Here is a 19,166-nt window from a genome sequence, read left to right as displayed (position 1 = left end):
TTTTACGTCCTTTCGGGAAGGGCAAACCGTGCGACAACGCGCCGGGCCCAGGGCGCGGTCAGCGCGCTTTCCACCACACCATGCCCGGAATAGGCATGGATGAATGTCGGTGCAGGCCCGGTTTCCGCCTGCAATCCCAGATGTTTGGCCACATTTCCCTGACGCATGCGAAACAAGATCACATCCCCCCGCATGGGCCGCGCCAGGGGTCGCGGCGTCAGATGGCGCCGGGCCGCCGCCCAAAGCCGTTCCTCGCCCCGGGGTTCCGCCCAGTCCCGCGTATAGGGCGGCACCATCTCCGGCTCCGCCCCATAGATCTCACGCCAGACACCGCGCAAAAGCCCCAGACAATCACACCCGGCCCCTTTGCAACTGGCCTGATGCAGATAGGGCGTGCCCAGCCAGCCCCGCGCCGCGCCGACCACCATGTCGGTCATCGGCGGCTCTGCCCGTTGCGGGTCGTGGTCCGCGCGGGCACACTTATCAGCCAATCCTCGCCGGGAATGTCCGGAAAGCCGCGAAAATTCAGCAGGTTGTCGAATTTCAACCGGCAGGTTTCCATCCGCTTGTCACACCCTGCCTCCAGCCGCACCATATCGCCCGCAACAATTGCCGCGCGCAACGGCTCCCACAGCTCGACCCGGCGCACGCCCTCGGAAAACCGGTCATTCTTGACCATACCCACCAGCCCTTCAGCCGCACCGCTCAACACCCGCACCCGGCCCTTTTCAAACCAGCGTGGCTCGAACGTATCGAGACCCTCGAACAGGAATACCCGGGCCTCTTCGATCACCTCGACCGGGCGCTCCGTGCTGTACCCGGCTGTATCCAGATCAAACCCGCAAACCCCGTCCCCCAGAATCGCGGTGCAGGATTTCTGGTAAACCCGCCCCTGCGGCTGGTTCATCGCCTCTGCCAGACCGCGCAGCTCTGCCGAAAACGCCCCGTTCTGGCGCACCAGCTCCCCGATGGAGCCGCGAAACTGCAAAACCCGCGCCTCGGGCGCATCCCATTTCACCAGCCAGGCTTCCACCCAGGCCCCGTCAAACCGTCCGGCCTCGATATCCGCCTCGGTGATCGCGGCATCGCTTAACGCACCCACAGCCTCGGTATTGTCCACCGACAGACCCGTGGTCTGGCTCAGCGCCGCGGCGGTCAGCCCGCTTTCGGCCTTGAAGGTCACACCGTCAAATGCCAGCGCCTCATCATGATCGGTGAACCCGAAACAGACCCCGTCGCGGCGGATCAGTTTCCAGCAGCGCGCAACCCCGGTCGCACCCTCTGCCAGATGCGCATCCAGCGCCTCCGCACCGCTCATAACCGGATCTCCACCACCGGCACGCTTGGCGCATCCCCGGCCTGAAACGTCGCCACCGAGGTCTGGATGCTGGCGGTGTCAAACCGCACCGGCACGTCATATTCGAACCCCGCCGTAATCCGCTCCCCCGCTTCGGGAATATCCACAAACGTGACCAGCCCTGTGGCCAGATCGACGCTGTAATGGATCGTATCCACCAGCGCGTCGGTGGAAATCCCCATCAGCACCGTGCCCGCAACCGGTTTGGTGATCGGGCGGGTATAGCTGTTCTCGCCGGATTTATAGGTCTTGTTCAGTTGAAAAACCCGGCTGACCCCATCGCCGATGGCAATCTGCTGATCGCGGTAGTCCGACTCTTTCGAGGGGCACAGCTTTTGTAATCCGCCCAATCCTTCCAGCGGAACCCGAAAAGCTGCCCGCGCCGCGCCTCGAAAAACGCGATCAGCGTTTCAAGATCATCCAGGCTGCGCATCGCCACGCCCGCGTCATAGCGCCGGCGCGAATGTGCCCAGGGGGTGTTGCGTTCCTCAAACCCGTTGGCCAGCGTCACCACATCGGTGCGCCGTTCGGGCCCGCCGACCGAGCCGAGGCTCAGATTGGCGGGAAACCGGACTTCGTGAAATGACATGTTCTGGTGTCCTTGTTCAGCGGTTGCGCTGTCCGCGCGCCATGGCCCGGCTCAGCTGCGCGGCAATCTGCGTCTGGCTGCGGCGGAACCCCTGCGCATCCGGCGTGGTGATGTTCATGGTGATGTTCACCGGGCTGCCCCCGGCCGATGCAACGCCCAGACGGCCATCGGCCCCGCGGCGAAGCGGCATAATCGCCTCTGGCCCCGCCTCGCCCATCAGGCCGATACCGCCGCGCATCGGAAACTGCATCGGCCCGTTGACCACCCCGCCCCGGGCAAAGGGCATCACCCGGCCATTGCCGAACGCGCCGCCTTTCTGGAACGGCAGAAGACCGCTGACCAGGGAATTGACCCCGTTGGTCAGCGCGCTGCCAACCGCGTTCTGCACCGGGCGTATCGCGGTGTTATAGGCTGCATCCACCATGCTTTGCGCCACATCGCGCAGCGCATCGGACAGCCGCAGCCCATCAAAGATCACCCCGTCAAAGGCCCGCCGCAACCCGCCGCCGATCGACCGTGACATACCTTCGGCCTCGCGCCGCGAATACAGCAACGCCTGCTGCATCTCGTCTACCTCCATGCGGAACGCGCCCACCATCGTACCGGCCCCTGACAGGCTGTCCTCCAGCTGGTCGATCCGGGCCTGGAACCCGTCAATGCCATCCTCCAGTTCGGTCATGTCTCAGCCCTCCATGGCCCGTATATTGTCAGGGAATTTTGCGGCCAAAGCCTCCAGCCCCGCCCGCCCCAAAGGCGTGGGGCCCTGCCCCTCACCCAGCATCATCAGCAATTCCGACGGCGTCAGCGCCCAGAACTGGTCAGGCGTCAGCCCCAGACCCTGCAGGCCTGCACGCATCAGCCCGGGCCAGTCGAAACCGTCCTTGCCCTTCGGATTGTTCATTGGGGCGGCCGGAAGGCCAGCGCCAGCATCCGCGCGGCCACCCGCGCGGCTTCCAGCGGCCCGCCCTCGATCTCGGCTTGCAGCAGATCGGACAGGTCGCCGCTCCAGCCGCCCCCGCGCAACCCCGCCGAGATCAGCAGCAAAACATCACGGGCACGTAATGAACCGCTTTCGAAACGGTCCACCAGCACCGCCAGACTGTCTGCCTGCAAATGGTCTTCCAGCTCGGCCAGCGCGCCAAGGGTCAGTTTGCAGACCCGGCGCTCGCCATCCAGAACCAGCGCCACCTCGCCTCTCAGGGGGTTTGCCATCGGGTTACAGCGGCGTGAAGGTCAACGCACCGGCCGAGGCCATCGACATCTCATAGGTCGCCTCCCCGTCATAATTGCCCGCATATTCAATCGCGGTAATCTGGAACGGCCCCTCCACCGTGCCGAAATCCGGCAGGATCACCTGAAACTCCGGCACCTCGCCGTCAAAGAAGATCTGCCGCGCCCGTTCATCCGTATCCGCATCCCGAAACACGCCCGACCCGCTCAACGCGGCCGATTTCACGCCCGACCCGCCCAGCAATTCACGCCAGCCACCGGTGGACTCCAGGCTGGTCACATCGACTGTTTCCGTATTGAAACTCAGCCGCGTCGCGCGCAGCCCCGCCAGGGTTTCAAACACACCCTGACCATCCAGATCGACCTTCAGCAGAAGGTCCTTACCATTTTGCGAACCCATATTTCTCTCCAATAATATCAAAGACCTGTGCGACGTTCCTCAGACAGGTGCGGCATCATCCACAAAAGCGCGGAACCAGATTTCGATCTCCCGCCCCGCGCGGGTCCGCCGGGCGCGCGCCCGGGTGAACAGCAGGCTGGTCAGCCGGCCCCGCGACAGGGCCAGATCGGCCCCGTCCAGCACATCCGAAATCCGCGCCGCAACCTCTTTGGCGGTCTGAAACCCGGCCTGATCGCTGGTCACCGTCAGGCTCAGATCATGCTGCGCGCCACCGGCCAGCTTGTCAGACCGGTCACGCACCCGTTCCGGCCCCAGGCTGACATAGATCGACGGCACCGGCCCCGGCGGCAGCGCATCGAAAACGGCCCCGTCAACCAGTGTCGTCAGCGCCGCATCCCCGGTCAGGGCGGTATAGATCGCCGCCTGCAACGCGGCTGTGATCCCATAGCTCATGCGCCCGCCTCCTCACTGGCATAGCAGGTCAGATACCGGCCCTCCGGGTCGGTCTCGGTCACCGCTTCAATCCGGTAAATCCGCGTGCCATCCACGAACCGCTGTTGCGGCGTGGGCCGCGAGGGCGCCCCCTGCGGCGCGGCCCGCACTGTGATCCGCAGGCCCAGACGCGAGATTGTCGCGTCATCACGGCCCGTGCGCGGTGCCACTTCGGCCCAGATGATCCCCAGATGCTCCCAGACCTCAACGAACCCGCCTGCGCCATCGGGCGCGCGTGCAGGCCCCTCCAGACGCAGGCGGCGCGACAGATGAGGGCCCGCGCTCATGTCGTGCCCCCCCGCAGGCGGATCGCGCGATAAGGCTCGATCAGCACTGTCACGGCAAAGGGCAACCCGGTGTCATGATCGGCCCGGCCGCCATAAAACTCGGCTGCCTGTATCATCACCGCCTGACGCAGATCCGCCGGCACGCCGGACCAGTCCGCGCTGTAACCGGCGGTGAATTCAATCTCGATCGTCCCGCCCTGGGACGGCGAGGGCAACGCCCCGCCAAGGCCCAGAATATCGGGCCGGTGGGTGTCGCTGCGCAGCACATATCTGTCACTGTCCAGCACCGTCTCCACCCCGGAACGCGAGATCACCTTGATGCTCTCGATGCTCTCCACCGGTGCCAGTGGCAGCGCCTGCACCTCGTCTGACTGCCATTTGCTCAACTGCCAGGCGAAACGACGCTGATAAAGCGCCTTGCCGATCCGCGCCTCAATCGACGACAGGGCCGCGCGCAGGCAGCTTTCCAACTGCCCGTCCTGGCTGCCATCATCGGCGAACCCGGTGGCCAGTCGCAAATGATCGGTCAGTTCCGCCACTGGCAGGGCCGCACTGGATACCGAGGTCAATTCGACCATCATCATGTTGTTTTCTCCGGGAAAAACCTACCTCAAAAAGATGGGGTGACCGACCCTCCGCGCCACTCGTGCGAAAGAAAGAATACGCAGCTGGAAAACGCAAAATCAGCGCCGGTCACACCCGCCCTTCCGAATGTCAATCATCCGAAAGGGATCTTTGGCCTGAACTCAGACCGCAGTCAGAGCGATCCGAATTTCAGCAATTTGATTGCCGCAAAATCGCTGACATCCCCGCCCACACGCTTGGTGGCATAGAACAACACATGGGGTTTGGCGCTGAACGGATCACGCAACACCCGCAGGTCCGGACGTTCGGCAATCGTGTAGCCTGCGTTGAAATCACCAAAGGCGATGGCCATCGCATCGGCGGCAATATCGGGCATATCCTCGGCGATCAGCACCGGATACCCCATCAGCCGTGCAGGTTCCCCCACCGCCAGACCGTCGGACCACAGGAACCGGCCATCGGCATCTTTCATCTTGCGCACGGCGCCTGCGGTTTTCGAGTTCATCACAAAGGACGCATTCGCACGATATCGGGCGCCAAGCGCATAAACCAGATCAACCACCGCATCTGCCGGGTTCGTGGCATCGAAATCACCGTCAGTGCCGGTCAGCACATAGCCAAGCTTGCCCCAGTTCCAGCCTTCATTGTCGATATTCGGATGGCTCAGAAACCCGGTCGGTTTATCCGTACCGTCGCCCGAGATGAACGCCATCGCCTCGGCCCGGCTGAACTTGTCGGCGATCCGGTCGGCCAGCCAGCTTTCAATGTCAAACGCGCTGTCATCCAGCAACCGTTGTGACGCTTTCGGCAGGGCCGACAATTCATGCAGCGGGATCGCGATGCGCTCGATCTGCGGCGTATCGGTCTCGGCCTGGGCATCATCCTCTGTCGCCCAGCCCGCCCCGATATCGGTATGGTCCACCAGCACATCAAACGATGTGGCCTCCACATTCACCACATTGGCCACCGACCGCAGGGAAGAGGAGGCGCGCAACACGCCCTGAATCTGCTCGGCGGTCTGCGGGTCCACCAGAAACCCGCCTTCCGCATTGACCGCCACGTTCAGTGCCTTGCCCTCCAGTTCAAGGCCGCGCAACGCGTCGTCATCGCCGCAGCGCAGATAGGTGGACATCGCCTTTTTATGTGGCGCGCCCTCGTCAACAGCCGCCGACAAGGCCGGGCGGGAATGGGTCATGGTCTTGCTGTTCAGCATCGAAATACGCTCTTCCTGTTTATGAAATTTTGCAGTCATGTCGTCCTGGAACTGGCTGAATTCGCTCAGAAACCCGTCAAGGGCCATCTTCACATCAGCCGCCGGACCCTGGCTGGCAGACACACCACCCCCGGCCCCGGACTTGGTCTCGGTCTCGGTCATCACATCATCCTGATTGTTGGAATGAGACAGCGGGCCTATAGCGAAATCGTTTTAGTCTGCAACATCGCTCATCAAAATTCGCGTTCGAGATCAGCAGTTTGCTGATGAAGAGGCAGCGAATTTCGAGTCAGATGAAACGATTTCTGCTTTAGCGCGCCGCCAGTTTACGGCGGGCGTCCTGAAACACCGTCGCCAGGTCTTGCAGGATGTCGCCCTTGGCCTCTGTGGCCATTTGGGCATCCACCCGTGCCTGTGGCAGCATCGGGAAGGTCACAAGCGACACTTCCCAAAGCTCCACCTCCGACAGAAGCCTGCGCCCCTGCCCGTCCTTCGTTGCCCGCACCGTGCGATAGCCGATGCTCAGCCCGTCAATCGCGCCCGCCTCGATCAATGCAGCGGCCTCGCGGCCCTTCTGGGTACTGTCCAGCAGCCGGCCCTTGACCCACAGGCCGGTGCCATCCTCGCGCACCTCATCCCAGATCCCGATGGGTTGTGCCGGGTCATGCTGCCAGAGCATTTTCACCGAACGCCCGGCGCTCTTCAGGGCATTCAGGCTGCGCCCATAGGCCCCCGCCTGCACCACATCACCGCCCTGATCACAGGCCCCGAACAGGCTTGCATAGCCCTCGATCCTGTGGCCCTCGGTGACGACAAGCGCCTCGTCGAACTGGCAGAACTTGGTCTCAAGCCCTGCCTCACTTAATGCTGTCATTCCAGTCTCCTATCCGCCAGAACTCATCTGGATCAGCTCGGCCACACCCTGGGCCAGGATCACGCTGACCACGCCAAAAACCGCCAGCCACAGCCGCTTTTCCAGCCGCTCCAGGGCAGTCTCGATCGCTTTCAACCGAAAGGTCAGCGCCAGCCAGCGCTCTTCCAGCACCCGCTCATTGGCCTCGATCCGGGCATTGGCCACATCAAACGGGTCATACAGAAACCGGGAGCCCCCGGCCTCACGCTCTTTCATGCATCCTCCGCCAGTTTCGGCAGACCCAGCATTGATCGCTTCTCGGCCTGGGTCAGAAACGCGGCCTCGGCCACGCGGCGCCATTGCGCATCCCGCTCCGATGACAGCGCCGGCACCTGATCCAGATCCGGCCTCAGATCAACCACCTCACCGGCAAATCCCGACAGCCAATGGGCCAGTTGCGCCAGCACCTTGGCCGCCAGCGGCAGCACCGTCAGCCGGTAAAACGCCCGGTTGGCTTCCGCATAATTCGCATAGGTCGCGTCACCCGGAATGCCCAGCAACATCGGCGGCACACCAAAGGCGAGCGCAATCTCCCGCGCGGCCGCCTCCTTGGTCTTCTGAAACTCCATATCCGAGGGCGAAAACCCCATCGGTTTCCAGTCCAGCCCGCCTTCCAGCAGCATCGGGCGGCCCGCATTGCGCGCGCCCTGATGATGCGCCTCCATCTCCTCCTGCAACCGGTCGAACTGCTCCTGGCTCATCCCGCCCGCCCCATCGACACCACGATAGACAATCGCGCCCGAAGGCCGCGCCGCATTGTCCAGCAGGGATTTCGACCAGCGAGAGGCCGCATTATGCACATCAATCGCCGTTGCCGCCGCCTGCAACGGCGCCAGCCCGTAATGGTCATCCTGCGGGTGGAAATTGCGGATATGGCAAATCAGCTCCGGCGCAAACCGGTGGGTCTTTGCCCCTACCGTATATTCATAGGCCACGGGCCAGCCATCCACACCGGGGATCAGGCGCATCCGGTCGGACCGCAACACATGCAACTCCGCAGGCATGCCCGGCTCCGGCGCCACCGCCTCCACATAGCCATTGCCCGACAGCATCAGCTGCGCATAGAGCGCCTCCATCAGCGCGCTGCGCCCCTGCCCTGCATTGGGCCGCGCCAGCAACCCCAGAACCGGATGCATGTCATAGCGTCGCTCCGCATCCTGGCAGATCACCGGCAAAGCCGCCGCCGCCTCGGCAATCAGCGTTACAGACCGATAGCCGACCGGGTTCCCCTGAAACCCCGTACGGGTCAGCGATACCGTGTCGCGCGGGCTCCAGGCCACGCGCCCGGTGCCCGCCCAGGCCATCACCCGCCCCGTGGCCGAGGCTTTGGCCTCCGGCATCCCAGACACCCCCCGTTTCAAGAACTCCAACACCATCCGCATCTCTCCTCAATCCATGAAAAAGGGCGCCGTCGCGATTGCGAGGCCCCCCAACAAGGGCAGATGAGCGCCCCGTCCCGGTCCGATATCCTGCTGCCAGGTTCCTAAAGCACCCGCAGCTTCGGGTTGCGATAGGCGCGCGCGGGCACCAGCATCCCGTCGGTCAGCGCCCAGACCAGCGCATCCACCCGGTCCGGGCTGCCGCGGCCCTCAAACCCGGTCAGGGCCATCCGGCACATCTCGTCTTCCAACGCGCTCAAGACCCCCAGATGCGCCACCCGCCCCTGTTCATAGAGCGCCGCCACCGGCTCGGCCCGCGCAACCTTGCCCCGCGACGCCCGGACCGCCCGGTAATTGATCAGCGGATCGGTCTGCCGCATGATCGTCTCGACCAGATCACCGCCCTGATTGACCTCCGCCACCATGCGCTCGGCCCGGTGCCGGTGATATGCGGCGCTGGCCACTTCCGCCCAACCCTGCGGCGTTGCCGCCCGGACCGAACAATCCTCAAGAACCACCGCGCGCCATGTCTCCGGCGGCCCGTCCCGCATCACGGCCACCACCACGATCCCGCAGGCATCAGACCCGTCATGCCCGGTCACCGGCGGGTCCACCGCCACAATCACGCCCGCACCCTCCGGCACCTGATCCACACGCCCGGCATCCAGATCGGCCCGGCGCCACAGGGCGCCCTCCACATCTTCCAGCAATTCGCCATCCAGCTCCTGCCGCCCCAGCCGCGTTTGCCCATACCGCTCCCGCACATCCTCCAGAAAAGACGGCGCCAGATAGGCCCGGTTCGCCTCTGTCGGCGCATGGGTCATCACCGTGCTGTCACGCGCAAGCAAATCCTTCAGAACCCCCAGATTGCGGGGGGTCGTCGTCACAACCTGCTGCGGATGACGGCCCAGCCGCAGCCCGAATTGCAACATGTCCCAGGTCTCTTCCGCCCGTTTCCACTTCGCCAGCTCATCCACCCAGGCCGCATCGAATTGCGGCCCGCGCAACGCCTCCGGGTCATGGGCGGAATACAGCCGCGCCTCCGCCCCGTTCGGCCAGATCAGCAACCGCTCACCCGCCACCCAGCGCGGGCAACGGTCGGGGGGAGAACAGGCAAGTATCCCGCTCTCCCCCTTCACCATCACCGCCAATGCCTGATCATAGGTCTCCCCCACCAGCGCCACCCGTCGCGCCCGTCCCGGCGCCTCGGGCGTGCCGCCTTCCACCATGGCCCGCACCCATTCCGCCCCGGCGCGGGTTTTCCCCGCGCCGCGACCGCCCAGAATGACCCAGCTCCGCCAATCCCCCTCCGGCGGCAATTGATGCGGCAGCGCCCAGACGTCAAACACATAAGGCAAAGCCGCAAGGGCCGCGTCACTCAACCCCGCCAGAAATCTCTCCACCACTTCCGGCGGTTCTGAGGCAAGCCAGGCGGAGGCCGATCTCAGCGCGGGCCGCGTCGAGGTCAAACCGGCCTCCCGCCCCGCCCCCGACATGTTTTCCTGCTGCAACACGTGCCTTCTCCTCCATAGCCAAAGCGAACAGAAAGGCGCCATTCATCGCCCTGAGGTCTTTCGAGACCTCCTGCCCCCCGCCATTGCCCCGGCCCTCAGGGTCTCAACCGCATCGTCCAGAACTTCCAGCGTCACTTCGAACGCCTTCATCGCCTGCGTCACAACCCGGTCCGCCCGCGCCATATCTTCCCGGTCCGTTCCCGGGCCGGATCTGTCTTCTGTAATCACTGTCATGTTTGAAATTTCCCGTGCCTGAAAATCCGCACGAGCGAGAAACGAAAAAGCGACCACGGGGATCAACTCCCGGGCCGCTTACCCACTTCTTCCAGCATGCCACAAGAGATGCCAGAGACCGTTCGCATAGTCAATAAGTTTTTTATTTCCAAATACTTAACACAGACCGCACGCTGTTACGATCTGTTAACCCTGCCTTCTCTGCTTTACCAATATCCCGGGGAGCACGAGGGGCTGGCCCCTCGGTCCATCGCCTCTGCCCTCACTCGGTCTCGGCCGCCCCCTGCTCGGCCTCGATCTGCCGCCAACGGGCAACATTTTCATTATGTTCCTCAAGGGTTTCGGCAAAGGCATGCCCGCCGCTCCCATCGGCCACGAAGAACACGAAATCCGTCTCATCCGGGTTCACCGCCGCCGCGATTGCCGCCCGCCCCGGGTTCGCGATCGGCGTCGCGGGCAGCCCGTCAATCACATAGGTGTTCCAGGGGTTGTCATCGCGCAATTCGCTTTGCCGGATGCCGCGCCCCAACACACCGCGCCCGTTTGTGACCCCGTAAATCACCGTCGGATCGGTCTGCAACCGCATCCCCCGGTTCAGCCGATTCTCGAACACACTGGCCACAGCGCCCCGTTCTCCGGGCACCGACGTCTCTTTCTCGATGATCGAGGCCAGTATCAGCGCCTCTTCCGGCGTATCCAGCGGCACATCATCGGCCCGCTCCGCCCAGGCCAGGGCCAGAATATCCTCCTGCGCCGCCTGCATCCGGTCCAGCAAACCCTGCCGGTCGGCGCCCCGGGCCACCTCATAGGTATCGGGCGCCAGCATCCCTTCGGCCGGTTGCTCAGACACCTCTCCGCTCAGAAATTCCGCCTGGGTCAGACCCTCGACAATCTGCCAGTTGGTCAGGCCCTCGGGCACCGAAATGCGATACACCACGCCCGCATCCCCGGCTGTCAGCTCCCGGTAAATCTCCGGCACCTCCTCCTCATAGGCGAACCGCGCCAGGTCGATAATCTCGCCGGTCCCCGGCACACGCTCCCGCAGGCGGATCTCCCCCGATCCCTGATTTTCCAGTACGAATGTGGCCGTGTAACGGAAGGTCGAGGCCCCGCCCGAGGTCAGGATATCCAGAATATCCACCATCGAGGCCCCCGCCGGAATTTCGTAATTCCCAAACCGCAAGGCGCCCGCCTGATCGGTGTAATCCGCTCCAAGGCGAAAGATCATCGCGCTCGAAATCGCCCCCTCTTCCGACAGGTTTTCCGAAACCGTCCGCAGGCTCGCCCCCCGCGCCACTTCAAAGAAAATCGCCTGATCCAGCGGGCCTTCGCTTGTAAATGTCCGCTGGCCCCAGCCGATGACCCCGGCAAAGGCGATAAACCCGACAATCAGAAAGCTCAGCCCGTTGGCCGCGATGTGTTTCCACATAAGGTCAGACTTTCCCCATGATCAGACAGGCATTGGTCCCGCCGAACCCGAAAGAGTTCGACTGAACCACATTGATCTCCCCCTCGACCTTGGCATTGGCACACAGGTTGATCTGCGTTTCAGCCGCCACATTATCCAGATTGATGGTCGGCGGCACCACCTGATCACGCAGCGCCAGGATCGAAAAGATCGCCTCGATCGCCCCGGCCGCGCCCAGCAGATGCCCGGTGGCCGATTTGGTGGAGGACATCAGCAGATCCGCCGCATGATCCCCCATCAGCCGCTCAACCGCCGCCAGTTCAATCGTATCGGCCATGGTCGAGGTGCCATGGGCATTCACGTAATCCACATCCGATGGCTGTAGCCCGGCCCGTTTCAGCGCCGCGCGCATCGCCCGCTCGGCACCTTCATGATCCGGCGGTGGCGCGGTGATGTGATGGGCATCCCCCGACAGGCCATAACCCAGTATCTCGGCATAGATCTTCGCACCCCGGGCCATGGCATGCTCATATTCCTCCAGCACGACCACACCGGCGCCCTCGCCCATGACAAACCCGTCGCTATCCGCGTCCCAGGGCCGGCTCGCCGCCTCCGGCGTATCGCCGCGCTTGGTGCTCAACGCCTTGCAGGCATTGAACCCGGCCACACCGATCGCCCCGATCGGGCTTTCGGCGCCCCCGGCAATCATCACATCCGCATCATCCAGCATGATCAGCCGCGCCGCGTCACCAATCGCATGGGCGCCGGTGGAACAGGCGGTCACCACCGCATGGTTCGGCCCCTTGAACCCGTAGCGGATGCTCACCTGCCCCGAGACCAGATTGATCAGCGCGCCGGGCACAAAGAACGGCGATACCCGCCGTGGCCCGCGCTCGTTCAGCACAATCGAGGTATCGGCAATCGAATTCAGCCCGCCGATGCCGGAACCGATCATCACCCCGGTGCGGATCTGATCCTCGCGCCCCTCGGGGGTCCAGCCCGCATCTTCCACCGCCTGTTGCGCCGCCGCCATGCCATAGAGGATGAACTCATCCACCTTGCGCTGCTCTTTCGGCTCCATCCAGTCATCGGGGTTGAATGTTCCGTCCGACCCATCGCCGCGCGGCACCTCACAGGCATAGGTCGTGGCAAAACCGGTCGTGTCAAATTTGGTGATGGTCCCGGCGCCCGATTGCCCGGCCAGCAAACGTGACCAGCTTTCCTCGACCCCGCATGCCAATGGCGTAACCAGGCCCAGCCCGGTAACAACAACACGACGCATGATCTGCCCCTCTTTATTCTCAGCCCAATCCGATACGTGATACCGCCAATGGGCAATCACTGCAATCGGCCCCGCCCTGCTTCTCTATCTCAGAAATACTTCCGCCGGAGGCACCCGCGGCCTGCACCCCGCCTGAAGATCACCCTCATGTCACCACCGGCCCCAAACGCAAAAACGGCACCTGTCAAAGGTGCCGCCTGCAAATCGTAACCCAGCAAGCTGTCGCTTACGAGGCGTCCTTGATGAACTTCACCGCGTCGCCAAAAGTCTGGATCGTCTCAGCCGCATCATCGGGAATTTCGATGCCGAATTCTTCTTCAAACGCCATCACCAGTTCAACAGTGTCGAGCGAATCTGCGCCCAGGTCGTCAATGAACGAGGCATTCTCGGTCACTTTGTCCTCTTCCACACTCAGGTGCTCAACGACGATTTTCTTAACGCGATCTGCGATGTCGCTCATGGTCTTTTTCCTCATACGTTATGGGCTGGCATGCTTCGCGCCACCCTTCGTTTCGCCCATATGGCGGTTTCTGACCCGGTTGCCCGCGCCATATCCGTCTGACGTCACCGTCCCCCGGAAAATCTGCGCCGCCTATAGCATACTCCGACGCGAAGGCAACTACGGTGATAGCGGTTTTTCCGGCACCATAACCGAACCCCGAAAGCCGTATGACAGAGCGTCCCGGGAAGACAGGGGCACTGTCCCGCTCCGATCCGCTTTGCGCACAACGCCATCAATCTGCTGCCACACATGAGGCACCGGGCGCCAAAAATCCAGCCCTTCGCCGCGCGGAACGCCCGCAGATGACCCGCAATATGCCAGTTTTCCCGTGGATTTTCTGCCGTTTTCACTATCCGAAATAAAAGTTACGCCTTCAAAAAGGATACCGTTATCTGCACCGGAATGAATGTACCGCACAGCGCAATAGCGGCCCCGACCGCGCCAGACAGCGCGGATCACAACATCGCCATTCCGCCATTCACATGCAGCACGGTTCCGGTGACATATCCGGCCTCGGCACTTGCCAGATACAACACCGCTGCCGCAATCTCCGCCGGTGTCCCCATCCGTCCCGTCGGGATCTGCGTCAGAATCTTGCCTTTCTGATCTTCTGTCAGTTTCCCGGTCATCGCCGTTTCGATGAAACCCGGTGCCACCGCATTCACCGTGATCCCGCGCGAGGCCACCTCATAGGCAAGCGATTTCGACATGCCCACCATTCCGGCCTTCGAGGCGGCATAATTGCCCTGCCCCGGGTTGCCCGTGGCCCCCACAACCGAACTGATATTCACAATCCGCCCCCAGCGGGCTTTCATCATTCCGCGCAACACCCCCCGGCACAGTCGCATGGTCGAGGTCAGGTTCACCTCCAGCACGCTGGCCCAGTCCTCGTCAGACATGCGCATGAACAGGTTATCCCGCGTTATCCCTGCGTTATTCACAAGGATATCCACTGACCCCATCTCGGCAATGGCTTGTTTTGGAAGGGCCTCCACCGCATCCGCATCGCTGAGGTTGCAGGGCAGCACATGCGCCCGCTCTGCCAGTTCAGCGGCCAGCTCCTCCAGGGGCGCCACCTGGGTTCCGCTGAGGCCGACCGTGGCACCCGCCCCATGCAGATGACGCGCGATATCGGCCCCGATCCCACCGGACGCCCCGGTCACCAGCGCGGTTTTTCCTGTCAAATCGAACATTGTGGATTTCCTTTTCCATTGGCCCATATCCGGCGCCCGGTCCGCCCCGCGAAAGGGGGTACAAAAATGTCTTACCGCAAACCCGCCCGTCGCTACGCCCCCAGGCTCGCCGCAGCCGCCTTTACATCATCGGCTGTGCCCACGGCACAGGTTGCAATCTCCCGGTTGATCCGCCGCACCATACCCGTCAGGGCCTTGCCCGCGCCAATTTCCCAGGTCTCGGTCACACCGTTTTCGCCCATCCACAACACGCTTTCACGCCAGCGCACCGATCCGGTAACCTGATCCACCAGATTGTTCCTGATCAGCATTTTAGAGCGTTCCGACCGCGCCGTGACATTGCCCACCAGCGGCACCACCGGTTCTTCCACATCCACATGGCTCAACGCGTCGGCCATGACTTTGGCCGCCGGTTCCATCAACGCGCAATGGAACGGGGCGCTGACCGGCAGCAGTATCGCCCGCTTCGCGCCCGCAACCTTGGCAATCTCCACCGCGCGCATCACCGCCGCCCGGTGGCCGGACACCACAACCTGCGCCGGATCATTGTCATTTGCCGCCTGACAAACCTGGCCGTCCGCCGCCTCTTCCGCCACGGCCACCGCCGCCTCGAAATCCAGCCCCAGCAGGGCCGCCATCGCCCCCTCTCCCATGGGCACGGCCTCCTGCATCGCCTCGCCCCGGCGGCGCAGCAACCGGGCGGTATCGGCCAGCGATATCGACCCCGCCGCGCAAAGCGCCGAATATTCGCCAAGCGAATGGCCCGCGACAAACGCGGCCTCGGTCACCGCGACCCCTTCGGATTTCAGCGCCGCCATCGCCGCCATCGAGGTTGCCATCAGCGCAGGCTGCGCATTGCGGGTCAGGGTCAGCGTGTCGATCTCTCCCTCCCAGATCAGCGTGCTCAGGCGTTCACCCAAAGCGTCATCGACCTCGTCAAACACCGCTTTGGCCGCCGGATAGGCCTGGGCCAGGTCATGGCCCATGCCAATGGTCTGCGCGCCCTGACCGGGGAAAATAAAGGCTCGGGTCATGGGATGCTCCTCCACATCGCTTGCTTTCAGGCTCGGGGCTAGAGCATGCGGGTCTTTTTCGCAATTGTGAACCGGTTTCAGACATATCGCAGCATCTGCAATTCGCAGGAATTCCAGATGGAAAACGCGCGGTTTCCACAGCCCTGCATCAGGGGTCTTGCGCCATGGCCCCGGCCCTCTTATAAGCCGCCAATCCTTCGTCGTTGTTTTGCACCGGCGTGGTCTCTCGTGACCGGGGGGCGGAGGATCACAGCCCCGGTCTTTGAAACACGCTTTGACATGAACTGGAGATGACATGCCGCTTTATGAGCATGTGATGATTGCGCGTCAGGATCTGTCCAACACGCAAGCCGAAGGCCTGATCGAACATTTTGGCACCGTGCTGACCGATAATGGCGGCAACCTCGTGGATCACGAGTATTGGGGCATCAAGACCATGGCCTACAAGATCAACAAGAACCGCAAGGGCCATTACGCCTATATGCGCAGCGACGCCCCCGCGCCCGCCGTGCAGGAAATGGAACGCCTGATGCGTCTGCATGATGACGTAATGCGGGTTCTGACCATCAAGGTCGATGAACATGCCGAGCTGCCCTCGGTCCAGATGCAGAAACGTGACGACCGTGGCGACCGCCGCGAACGTCGCTGACAGGAAAGGATCAGACCCATGGCTGCCAAACCATTTTTCCGTCGTCGCAAATCTGACCCGTTTGAGGGCGATAACGCGCCGAAGATCGACTATAAAGACACCCGCCTTCTGCAACGCTACATCTCTGAGCGTGGCAAGATCGTGCCGTCGCGCATCACCGCTGTCGGTGCCAAGAACCAGCGCAAACTGGCCCAGGCCATCAAGCGCGCCCGGTTTCTGGCATTGCTGCCCTACGCCGTGAAATAAGGAGAACAACCATGGATGTTATTCTTCTGCAACGCGTGGCCAAACTGGGCCAGATGGGCGATGTGGTCTCGGTCAAACAGGGCTATGCGCGCAACTATCTTCTGCCGCAGAAAAAGGCGCTGCGCGCCAATGATGCGAATCTGAAGGCGTTTGAAAACCAGAAAGCGCAGCTTGAAACGCAGAACCTGGAGACCAAGGCCGAAGCCGACAAGATGGGCGAAAAGCTGGCTGGTCAGCAGTTCATCGTGATCCGGTCCGCCTCGGATGCCGGTGCGCTTTATGGCTCTGTCACCACCCGTGACGCAGCGGAGGCCGCGACGGCGGATGGCTTTACCGTTGATCGCAAACAGGTCGCCCTGTCACGCCCGATCAAGGATCTGGGCCTGCATACGGTGCATGTGATCCTGCACCCCGAGGTCGAGGTGGATATTCTGCTGAATGTGGCCCGGTCCCCCGAAGAGGCCGAGCTTCAGGCCTCGGGCAAATCTATACAGGATCTGGCCGCCGAGGAAGAAGCCGCGGCGGAGTTCGAAATCGCCGAACTGTTCGACGATATCGGCGCCGCGCAGCTTGATGATCTGGAAGAGGGCACCGCCGGTGCCGAAGAGGCCGAAGCCTCCTCTGACGCAGACGGCAGCACGGAAGACGGTGACGACGAAACCGCCTGATCGCGCCTGATCACGTATCCTGTTGAAACCGCGCCTTTTCGGGCGCGGTTTTTTTCTGTCGCCCACCCCTCTGCCGGCAGATCGAAGACCGGCCTGATCCACCGGCCGGTTTTTCGATTCAAATCAAACGCAAACCGCTTTAGGCTGGGCCAAACGGGGCAAGGGCAGGCAATGTCAGATCTACCAGAATTCTATTTCCGCATCCGCGAGAATGGCGCGGCCGTGTTTCGGATTGATACCGAAAACCGCCAGCGCCGGATCGAGATGCAGGAAATCGCCGTGGTCAACATCCGCAACGGCAATGTGAAACCCCATGGGGACCATGTGCTGAGCGCCGAGGAAAATGCGGTGATCGCCGAATGGATGGACGAACGGCAGGCCGTTCTGGCGGATCGCGATATCGACGATATCCACCGGGCCGTGGATTACATGAACCTGACCACCCATTGGGCGCAATCCCGCGCCAGCGATGAGGATCTGGAAGATGTCACCGACCGGCTTTTGCTGGCGATGCATGACCTGCGCAGCGTGCTGGTGCGCAAAAAATCCGACCGTCTGATGAAGGCCGATGACGCGGATGATTGAGCGGAGATGCAGGTTTCAGGTAAAATGCGGAAAGCCGGATGCGCGCAAAGCGCAGGCACCGGAATTCTGCAGAATTCCGTATGGAAAACTGGAGTTTTCCACCCCTGCGGCACAGCCAGCCTATCGCAATCAAGGTATCCGCCGATACCGGCTGATGATCACCGCATCCTTGCGCGGCCCCGACACCTGCCAACGGCTTTGCCAAAGCGGCCAATCCGTCACCTCATACCGCACCTCATAGACATCCGGCGGGCAGTCATGATGGGCCGCGCCTGTTCCGGTCACCTGATGAAACGGGCGGCCATCGGCAAAGAACACCTCCGGGCCGCCATGTCCCTCCCGCCATATATAGCGTCGCGTGGCCTGCATCGGCGGGGCCGTGCCATAGCGCAACAGCCCGGTTTCGGTCTGGGTCAGCCCGGCGCCGTCGGGCGCCCAGATCGCCTCTCCCACGAAGCGGCCTGTCAGCCCCGCGCGGCGGTCGTCGATCTCACGATCCAGACACCAGACCCCTTCCAGCGCCGCCAGAGTGATCACTCTGCAAACCTCCCGACCGAGATATGGCCCCAATCGTCAATGAAGCGCAGGGATGCGGCCCCGTCATGCTCCAGATCATAGCAGTCCCAGCCCTCTCCCGGGGGCCATTGGCTGCAATACCGGCCCGCCTCCACCCGCCAATAGCCCCAGCTTGCCTCCCCCGCGCGATAAAACGTCCGGCCCGAGGGCAGGAATTGCTGGAATGCGCCAGTGTCATAGATCAGATCATGACCGGTGAGCAGAGTGGTGATTTCACTTTCCTCCAGCCGGACCCAGCCTGTGCCGCCCCCGGCCTCTGTCAGTTCCCCGATCATCGCACACTCATCGCGAAACTGCATGGCCATCCTGCCGATCCCGTCCAGCGAGACGGTTTCCAGAGTTTCCCCGGAATACCCGTATTCCAACCGCCTGGAGATGGATAAAGCCAGCCAGATCGGCGATTCCAGGTCCAGCCTGAAAGCCAGACGCACAAGGCCGTCCTTATGGCCCGGTGCAAGCACTGTCGCTGCGCCTGTCAGGTTGGCTGCGCCCGCGCTTATCTCATAAGACACGATGGTACCGATACTGGCCTCGTCCAGATCCGTTGTCAGTTGCACACCCGTGTAGGGCCCGCCCGCCCCGATCCCGCACCGGGCGATGATCTGTGCCGCATCCGGGTCTGTCCCCCCATAGATGAGGGTCAGGCGCGTTTCAGAAGGGTCGGGATCGACAGACCTTGTATAGGCCCAGCCAAAATCTTCCTCTGCCGGTGCGGGCAGCGCCCCAAGGCAGAGGCCAACCACAAAAGGGGCCACACGGCAAAAAGACATGAAAAGACCCTCCGCAGGTGAGACCGTTCCGATCAAGGCTTGGGCCATTCTGCATCAGAG

General features: G+C 62.7%; 26 protein-coding genes and 1 pseudogene. 4 read left to right on the top strand and 23 right to left on the bottom strand.

Features of this window, described 5'->3' with window-relative positions; all coding sequences use genetic code 11:
- Positions 1-2 precede the first annotated feature (2 nt).
- From E2K80_RS03135 to fabD, 21 genes and pseudogenes are all read right to left on the bottom strand, one after another.
- Positions 3-437: an NlpC/P60 family protein gene (locus tag E2K80_RS03135; protein ID WP_135372691.1), complete on the bottom strand. Its 435-nt coding sequence runs from the start codon at positions 435-437 to the stop codon at positions 3-5.
- Complete coding sequence (locus E2K80_RS03130; protein WP_135372689.1) at positions 434-1,318, bottom strand: DUF2163 domain-containing protein; 885 nt, start codon at positions 1,316-1,318, stop codon at positions 434-436. The genes E2K80_RS03135 and E2K80_RS03130 overlap by 4 nt, the downstream gene beginning before the upstream one ends.
- Positions 1,315-1,946 (bottom strand): annotated as a pseudogene (locus tag E2K80_RS03125) (phage distal tail protein, Rcc01695 family). The gene E2K80_RS03130 and the pseudogene E2K80_RS03125 overlap by 4 nt, the downstream one beginning before the upstream one ends.
- A 16-nt stretch (positions 1,947-1,962) precedes the next feature.
- Complete coding sequence (locus E2K80_RS03120; protein WP_135372687.1) at positions 1,963-2,625, bottom strand: phage tail tape measure protein; 663 nt, start codon at positions 2,623-2,625, stop codon at positions 1,963-1,965.
- Positions 2,626-2,628: 3 nt separating this feature from the next.
- Positions 2,629-2,847, bottom strand: a complete 219-nt coding sequence (locus tag E2K80_RS03115) for a rcc01693 family protein (RefSeq protein WP_135372685.1) — start codon at positions 2,845-2,847, stop codon at positions 2,629-2,631.
- The gene (locus E2K80_RS03110) at positions 2,844-3,158 is read right to left on the bottom strand and encodes a gene transfer agent family protein (protein WP_135372683.1); all 315 of its coding nucleotides are present in this window, start codon (positions 3,156-3,158) and stop codon (positions 2,844-2,846) included. Before E2K80_RS03110 ends, E2K80_RS03115 begins: the two co-directional genes overlap by 4 nt.
- Before the next feature lie 4 nt (positions 3,159-3,162).
- Positions 3,163-3,576 carry a phage major tail protein, TP901-1 family gene (locus tag E2K80_RS03105; protein ID WP_135372681.1) on the bottom strand — a complete coding sequence of 138 codons (414 nt, stop codon included), beginning with the start codon at positions 3,574-3,576 and terminating at the stop codon, positions 3,163-3,165.
- A gap of 39 nt (positions 3,577-3,615) precedes the next feature.
- Positions 3,616-4,029 (bottom strand): DUF3168 domain-containing protein, encoded by a 414-nt coding sequence (locus tag E2K80_RS03100; protein WP_135372679.1) that lies wholly within the window; start codon positions 4,027-4,029, stop codon positions 3,616-3,618.
- Entirely contained in the window at positions 4,026-4,355 is a 330-nt protein-coding gene (locus tag E2K80_RS03095; RefSeq protein WP_135372677.1) for a head-tail adaptor protein, read from the bottom strand. Before E2K80_RS03095 ends, E2K80_RS03100 begins: the two co-directional genes overlap by 4 nt.
- Positions 4,352-4,939 (bottom strand): head-tail connector protein, encoded by a 588-nt coding sequence (locus E2K80_RS03090; RefSeq protein ID WP_135372675.1) that lies wholly within the window; start codon positions 4,937-4,939, stop codon positions 4,352-4,354. Before E2K80_RS03090 ends, E2K80_RS03095 begins: the two co-directional genes overlap by 4 nt.
- A 173-nt stretch (positions 4,940-5,112) precedes the next feature.
- Positions 5,113-6,315: a phage major capsid protein gene (locus E2K80_RS03085; protein ID WP_135372673.1), complete on the bottom strand. Its 1,203-nt coding sequence runs from the start codon at positions 6,313-6,315 to the stop codon at positions 5,113-5,115.
- 148 nt (positions 6,316-6,463) lie between these two features.
- Positions 6,464-7,027, bottom strand: a complete 564-nt coding sequence (locus E2K80_RS03080) for an HK97 family phage prohead protease (RefSeq protein ID WP_135372671.1) — start codon at positions 7,025-7,027, stop codon at positions 6,464-6,466.
- Positions 7,028-7,036: 9 nt separating this feature from the next.
- Positions 7,037-7,282 (bottom strand): GTA head formation protein, RCAP_rcc01685 family, encoded by a 246-nt coding sequence (locus E2K80_RS03075; protein WP_135372669.1) that lies wholly within the window; start codon positions 7,280-7,282, stop codon positions 7,037-7,039.
- Positions 7,279-8,442, bottom strand: coding sequence for a phage portal protein (locus tag E2K80_RS03070; RefSeq protein ID WP_135372667.1), 1,164 nt, complete (start codon positions 8,440-8,442; stop codon positions 7,279-7,281). The genes E2K80_RS03075 and E2K80_RS03070 overlap by 4 nt, the downstream gene beginning before the upstream one ends.
- 107 nt (positions 8,443-8,549) lie before the next feature.
- Positions 8,550-9,848, bottom strand: a complete 1,299-nt coding sequence (locus E2K80_RS03065) for a DNA-packaging protein (RefSeq protein WP_135376453.1) — start codon at positions 9,846-9,848, stop codon at positions 8,550-8,552.
- A 153-nt stretch (positions 9,849-10,001) separates the two neighbouring features.
- A complete protein-coding gene (locus E2K80_RS03055; RefSeq protein ID WP_135372663.1) occupies positions 10,002-10,193 on the bottom strand; it encodes a hypothetical protein in 192 nt (63 codons plus the stop codon).
- Positions 10,194-10,455: 262 nt separating this feature from the next.
- Positions 10,456-11,622, bottom strand: a complete 1,167-nt coding sequence (gene mltG / locus E2K80_RS03050; RefSeq protein ID WP_135372661.1) for an endolytic transglycosylase MltG — start codon at positions 11,620-11,622, stop codon at positions 10,456-10,458.
- Positions 11,623-11,626: 4 nt separating this feature from the next.
- Positions 11,627-12,883 (bottom strand): beta-ketoacyl-ACP synthase II, encoded by a 1,257-nt coding sequence (gene fabF / locus E2K80_RS03045; RefSeq protein WP_135372659.1) that lies wholly within the window; start codon positions 12,881-12,883, stop codon positions 11,627-11,629.
- 226 nt (positions 12,884-13,109) lie between these two features.
- Complete coding sequence (locus tag E2K80_RS03040) at positions 13,110-13,343, bottom strand: acyl carrier protein (RefSeq protein WP_135372657.1); 234 nt, start codon at positions 13,341-13,343, stop codon at positions 13,110-13,112.
- 497 nt (positions 13,344-13,840) lie between these two features.
- Complete coding sequence (gene fabG, locus E2K80_RS03035; protein ID WP_135372655.1) at positions 13,841-14,578, bottom strand: 3-oxoacyl-[acyl-carrier-protein] reductase; 738 nt, start codon at positions 14,576-14,578, stop codon at positions 13,841-13,843.
- Between the two features lie 92 nt (positions 14,579-14,670).
- Positions 14,671-15,612: an ACP S-malonyltransferase gene (fabD, locus tag E2K80_RS03030; RefSeq protein WP_135372653.1), complete on the bottom strand. Its 942-nt coding sequence runs from the start codon at positions 15,610-15,612 to the stop codon at positions 14,671-14,673.
- Between the two features lie 295 nt (positions 15,613-15,907).
- Here fabD and rpsF point away from each other — a divergent pair, with 295 nt between their 5' ends.
- The 4 genes from rpsF to E2K80_RS03010 all read left to right on the top strand — a co-directional run bounded on the left by rpsF (position 15,908) and on the right by E2K80_RS03010 (position 17,760).
- Positions 15,908-16,261: a 30S ribosomal protein S6 gene (rpsF, locus tag E2K80_RS03025; RefSeq protein ID WP_135372651.1), complete on the top strand. Its 354-nt coding sequence runs from the start codon at positions 15,908-15,910 to the stop codon at positions 16,259-16,261.
- Positions 16,262-16,279: 18 nt separating this feature from the next.
- Positions 16,280-16,507: a 30S ribosomal protein S18 gene (gene rpsR, locus E2K80_RS03020; protein WP_135372649.1), complete on the top strand. Its 228-nt coding sequence runs from the start codon at positions 16,280-16,282 to the stop codon at positions 16,505-16,507.
- Positions 16,508-16,518: 11 nt separating this feature from the next.
- Positions 16,519-17,175 carry a 50S ribosomal protein L9 gene (rplI, locus tag E2K80_RS03015; RefSeq protein ID WP_135372647.1) on the top strand — a complete coding sequence of 219 codons (657 nt, stop codon included), beginning with the start codon at positions 16,519-16,521 and terminating at the stop codon, positions 17,173-17,175.
- Positions 17,176-17,346: 171 nt separating this feature from the next.
- The gene (locus E2K80_RS03010) at positions 17,347-17,760 is read left to right on the top strand and encodes a hypothetical protein (protein ID WP_135372645.1); all 414 of its coding nucleotides are present in this window, start codon (positions 17,347-17,349) and stop codon (positions 17,758-17,760) included.
- Between the two features lie 129 nt (positions 17,761-17,889).
- Here the strand turns inward: E2K80_RS03010 and E2K80_RS03005 are convergent, their stop codons facing one another.
- The gene (locus E2K80_RS03005; protein WP_238475636.1) at positions 17,890-18,297 is read right to left on the bottom strand and encodes a DUF6314 family protein; all 408 of its coding nucleotides are present in this window, start codon (positions 18,295-18,297) and stop codon (positions 17,890-17,892) included.
- Complete coding sequence (locus tag E2K80_RS03000) at positions 18,294-19,106, bottom strand: hypothetical protein (RefSeq protein WP_135372643.1); 813 nt, start codon at positions 19,104-19,106, stop codon at positions 18,294-18,296. The genes E2K80_RS03005 and E2K80_RS03000 overlap by 4 nt, the downstream gene beginning before the upstream one ends.
- Positions 19,107-19,166: the final 60 nt, after the last annotated feature.

This window comes from Rhodophyticola sp. CCM32 (assembly GCF_004751985.1).
Classification (GTDB): Bacteria; Pseudomonadota; Alphaproteobacteria; order Rhodobacterales; family Rhodobacteraceae; genus Rhodophyticola.
This window is presented reverse-complemented; position numbering and strand designations above follow the sequence as displayed.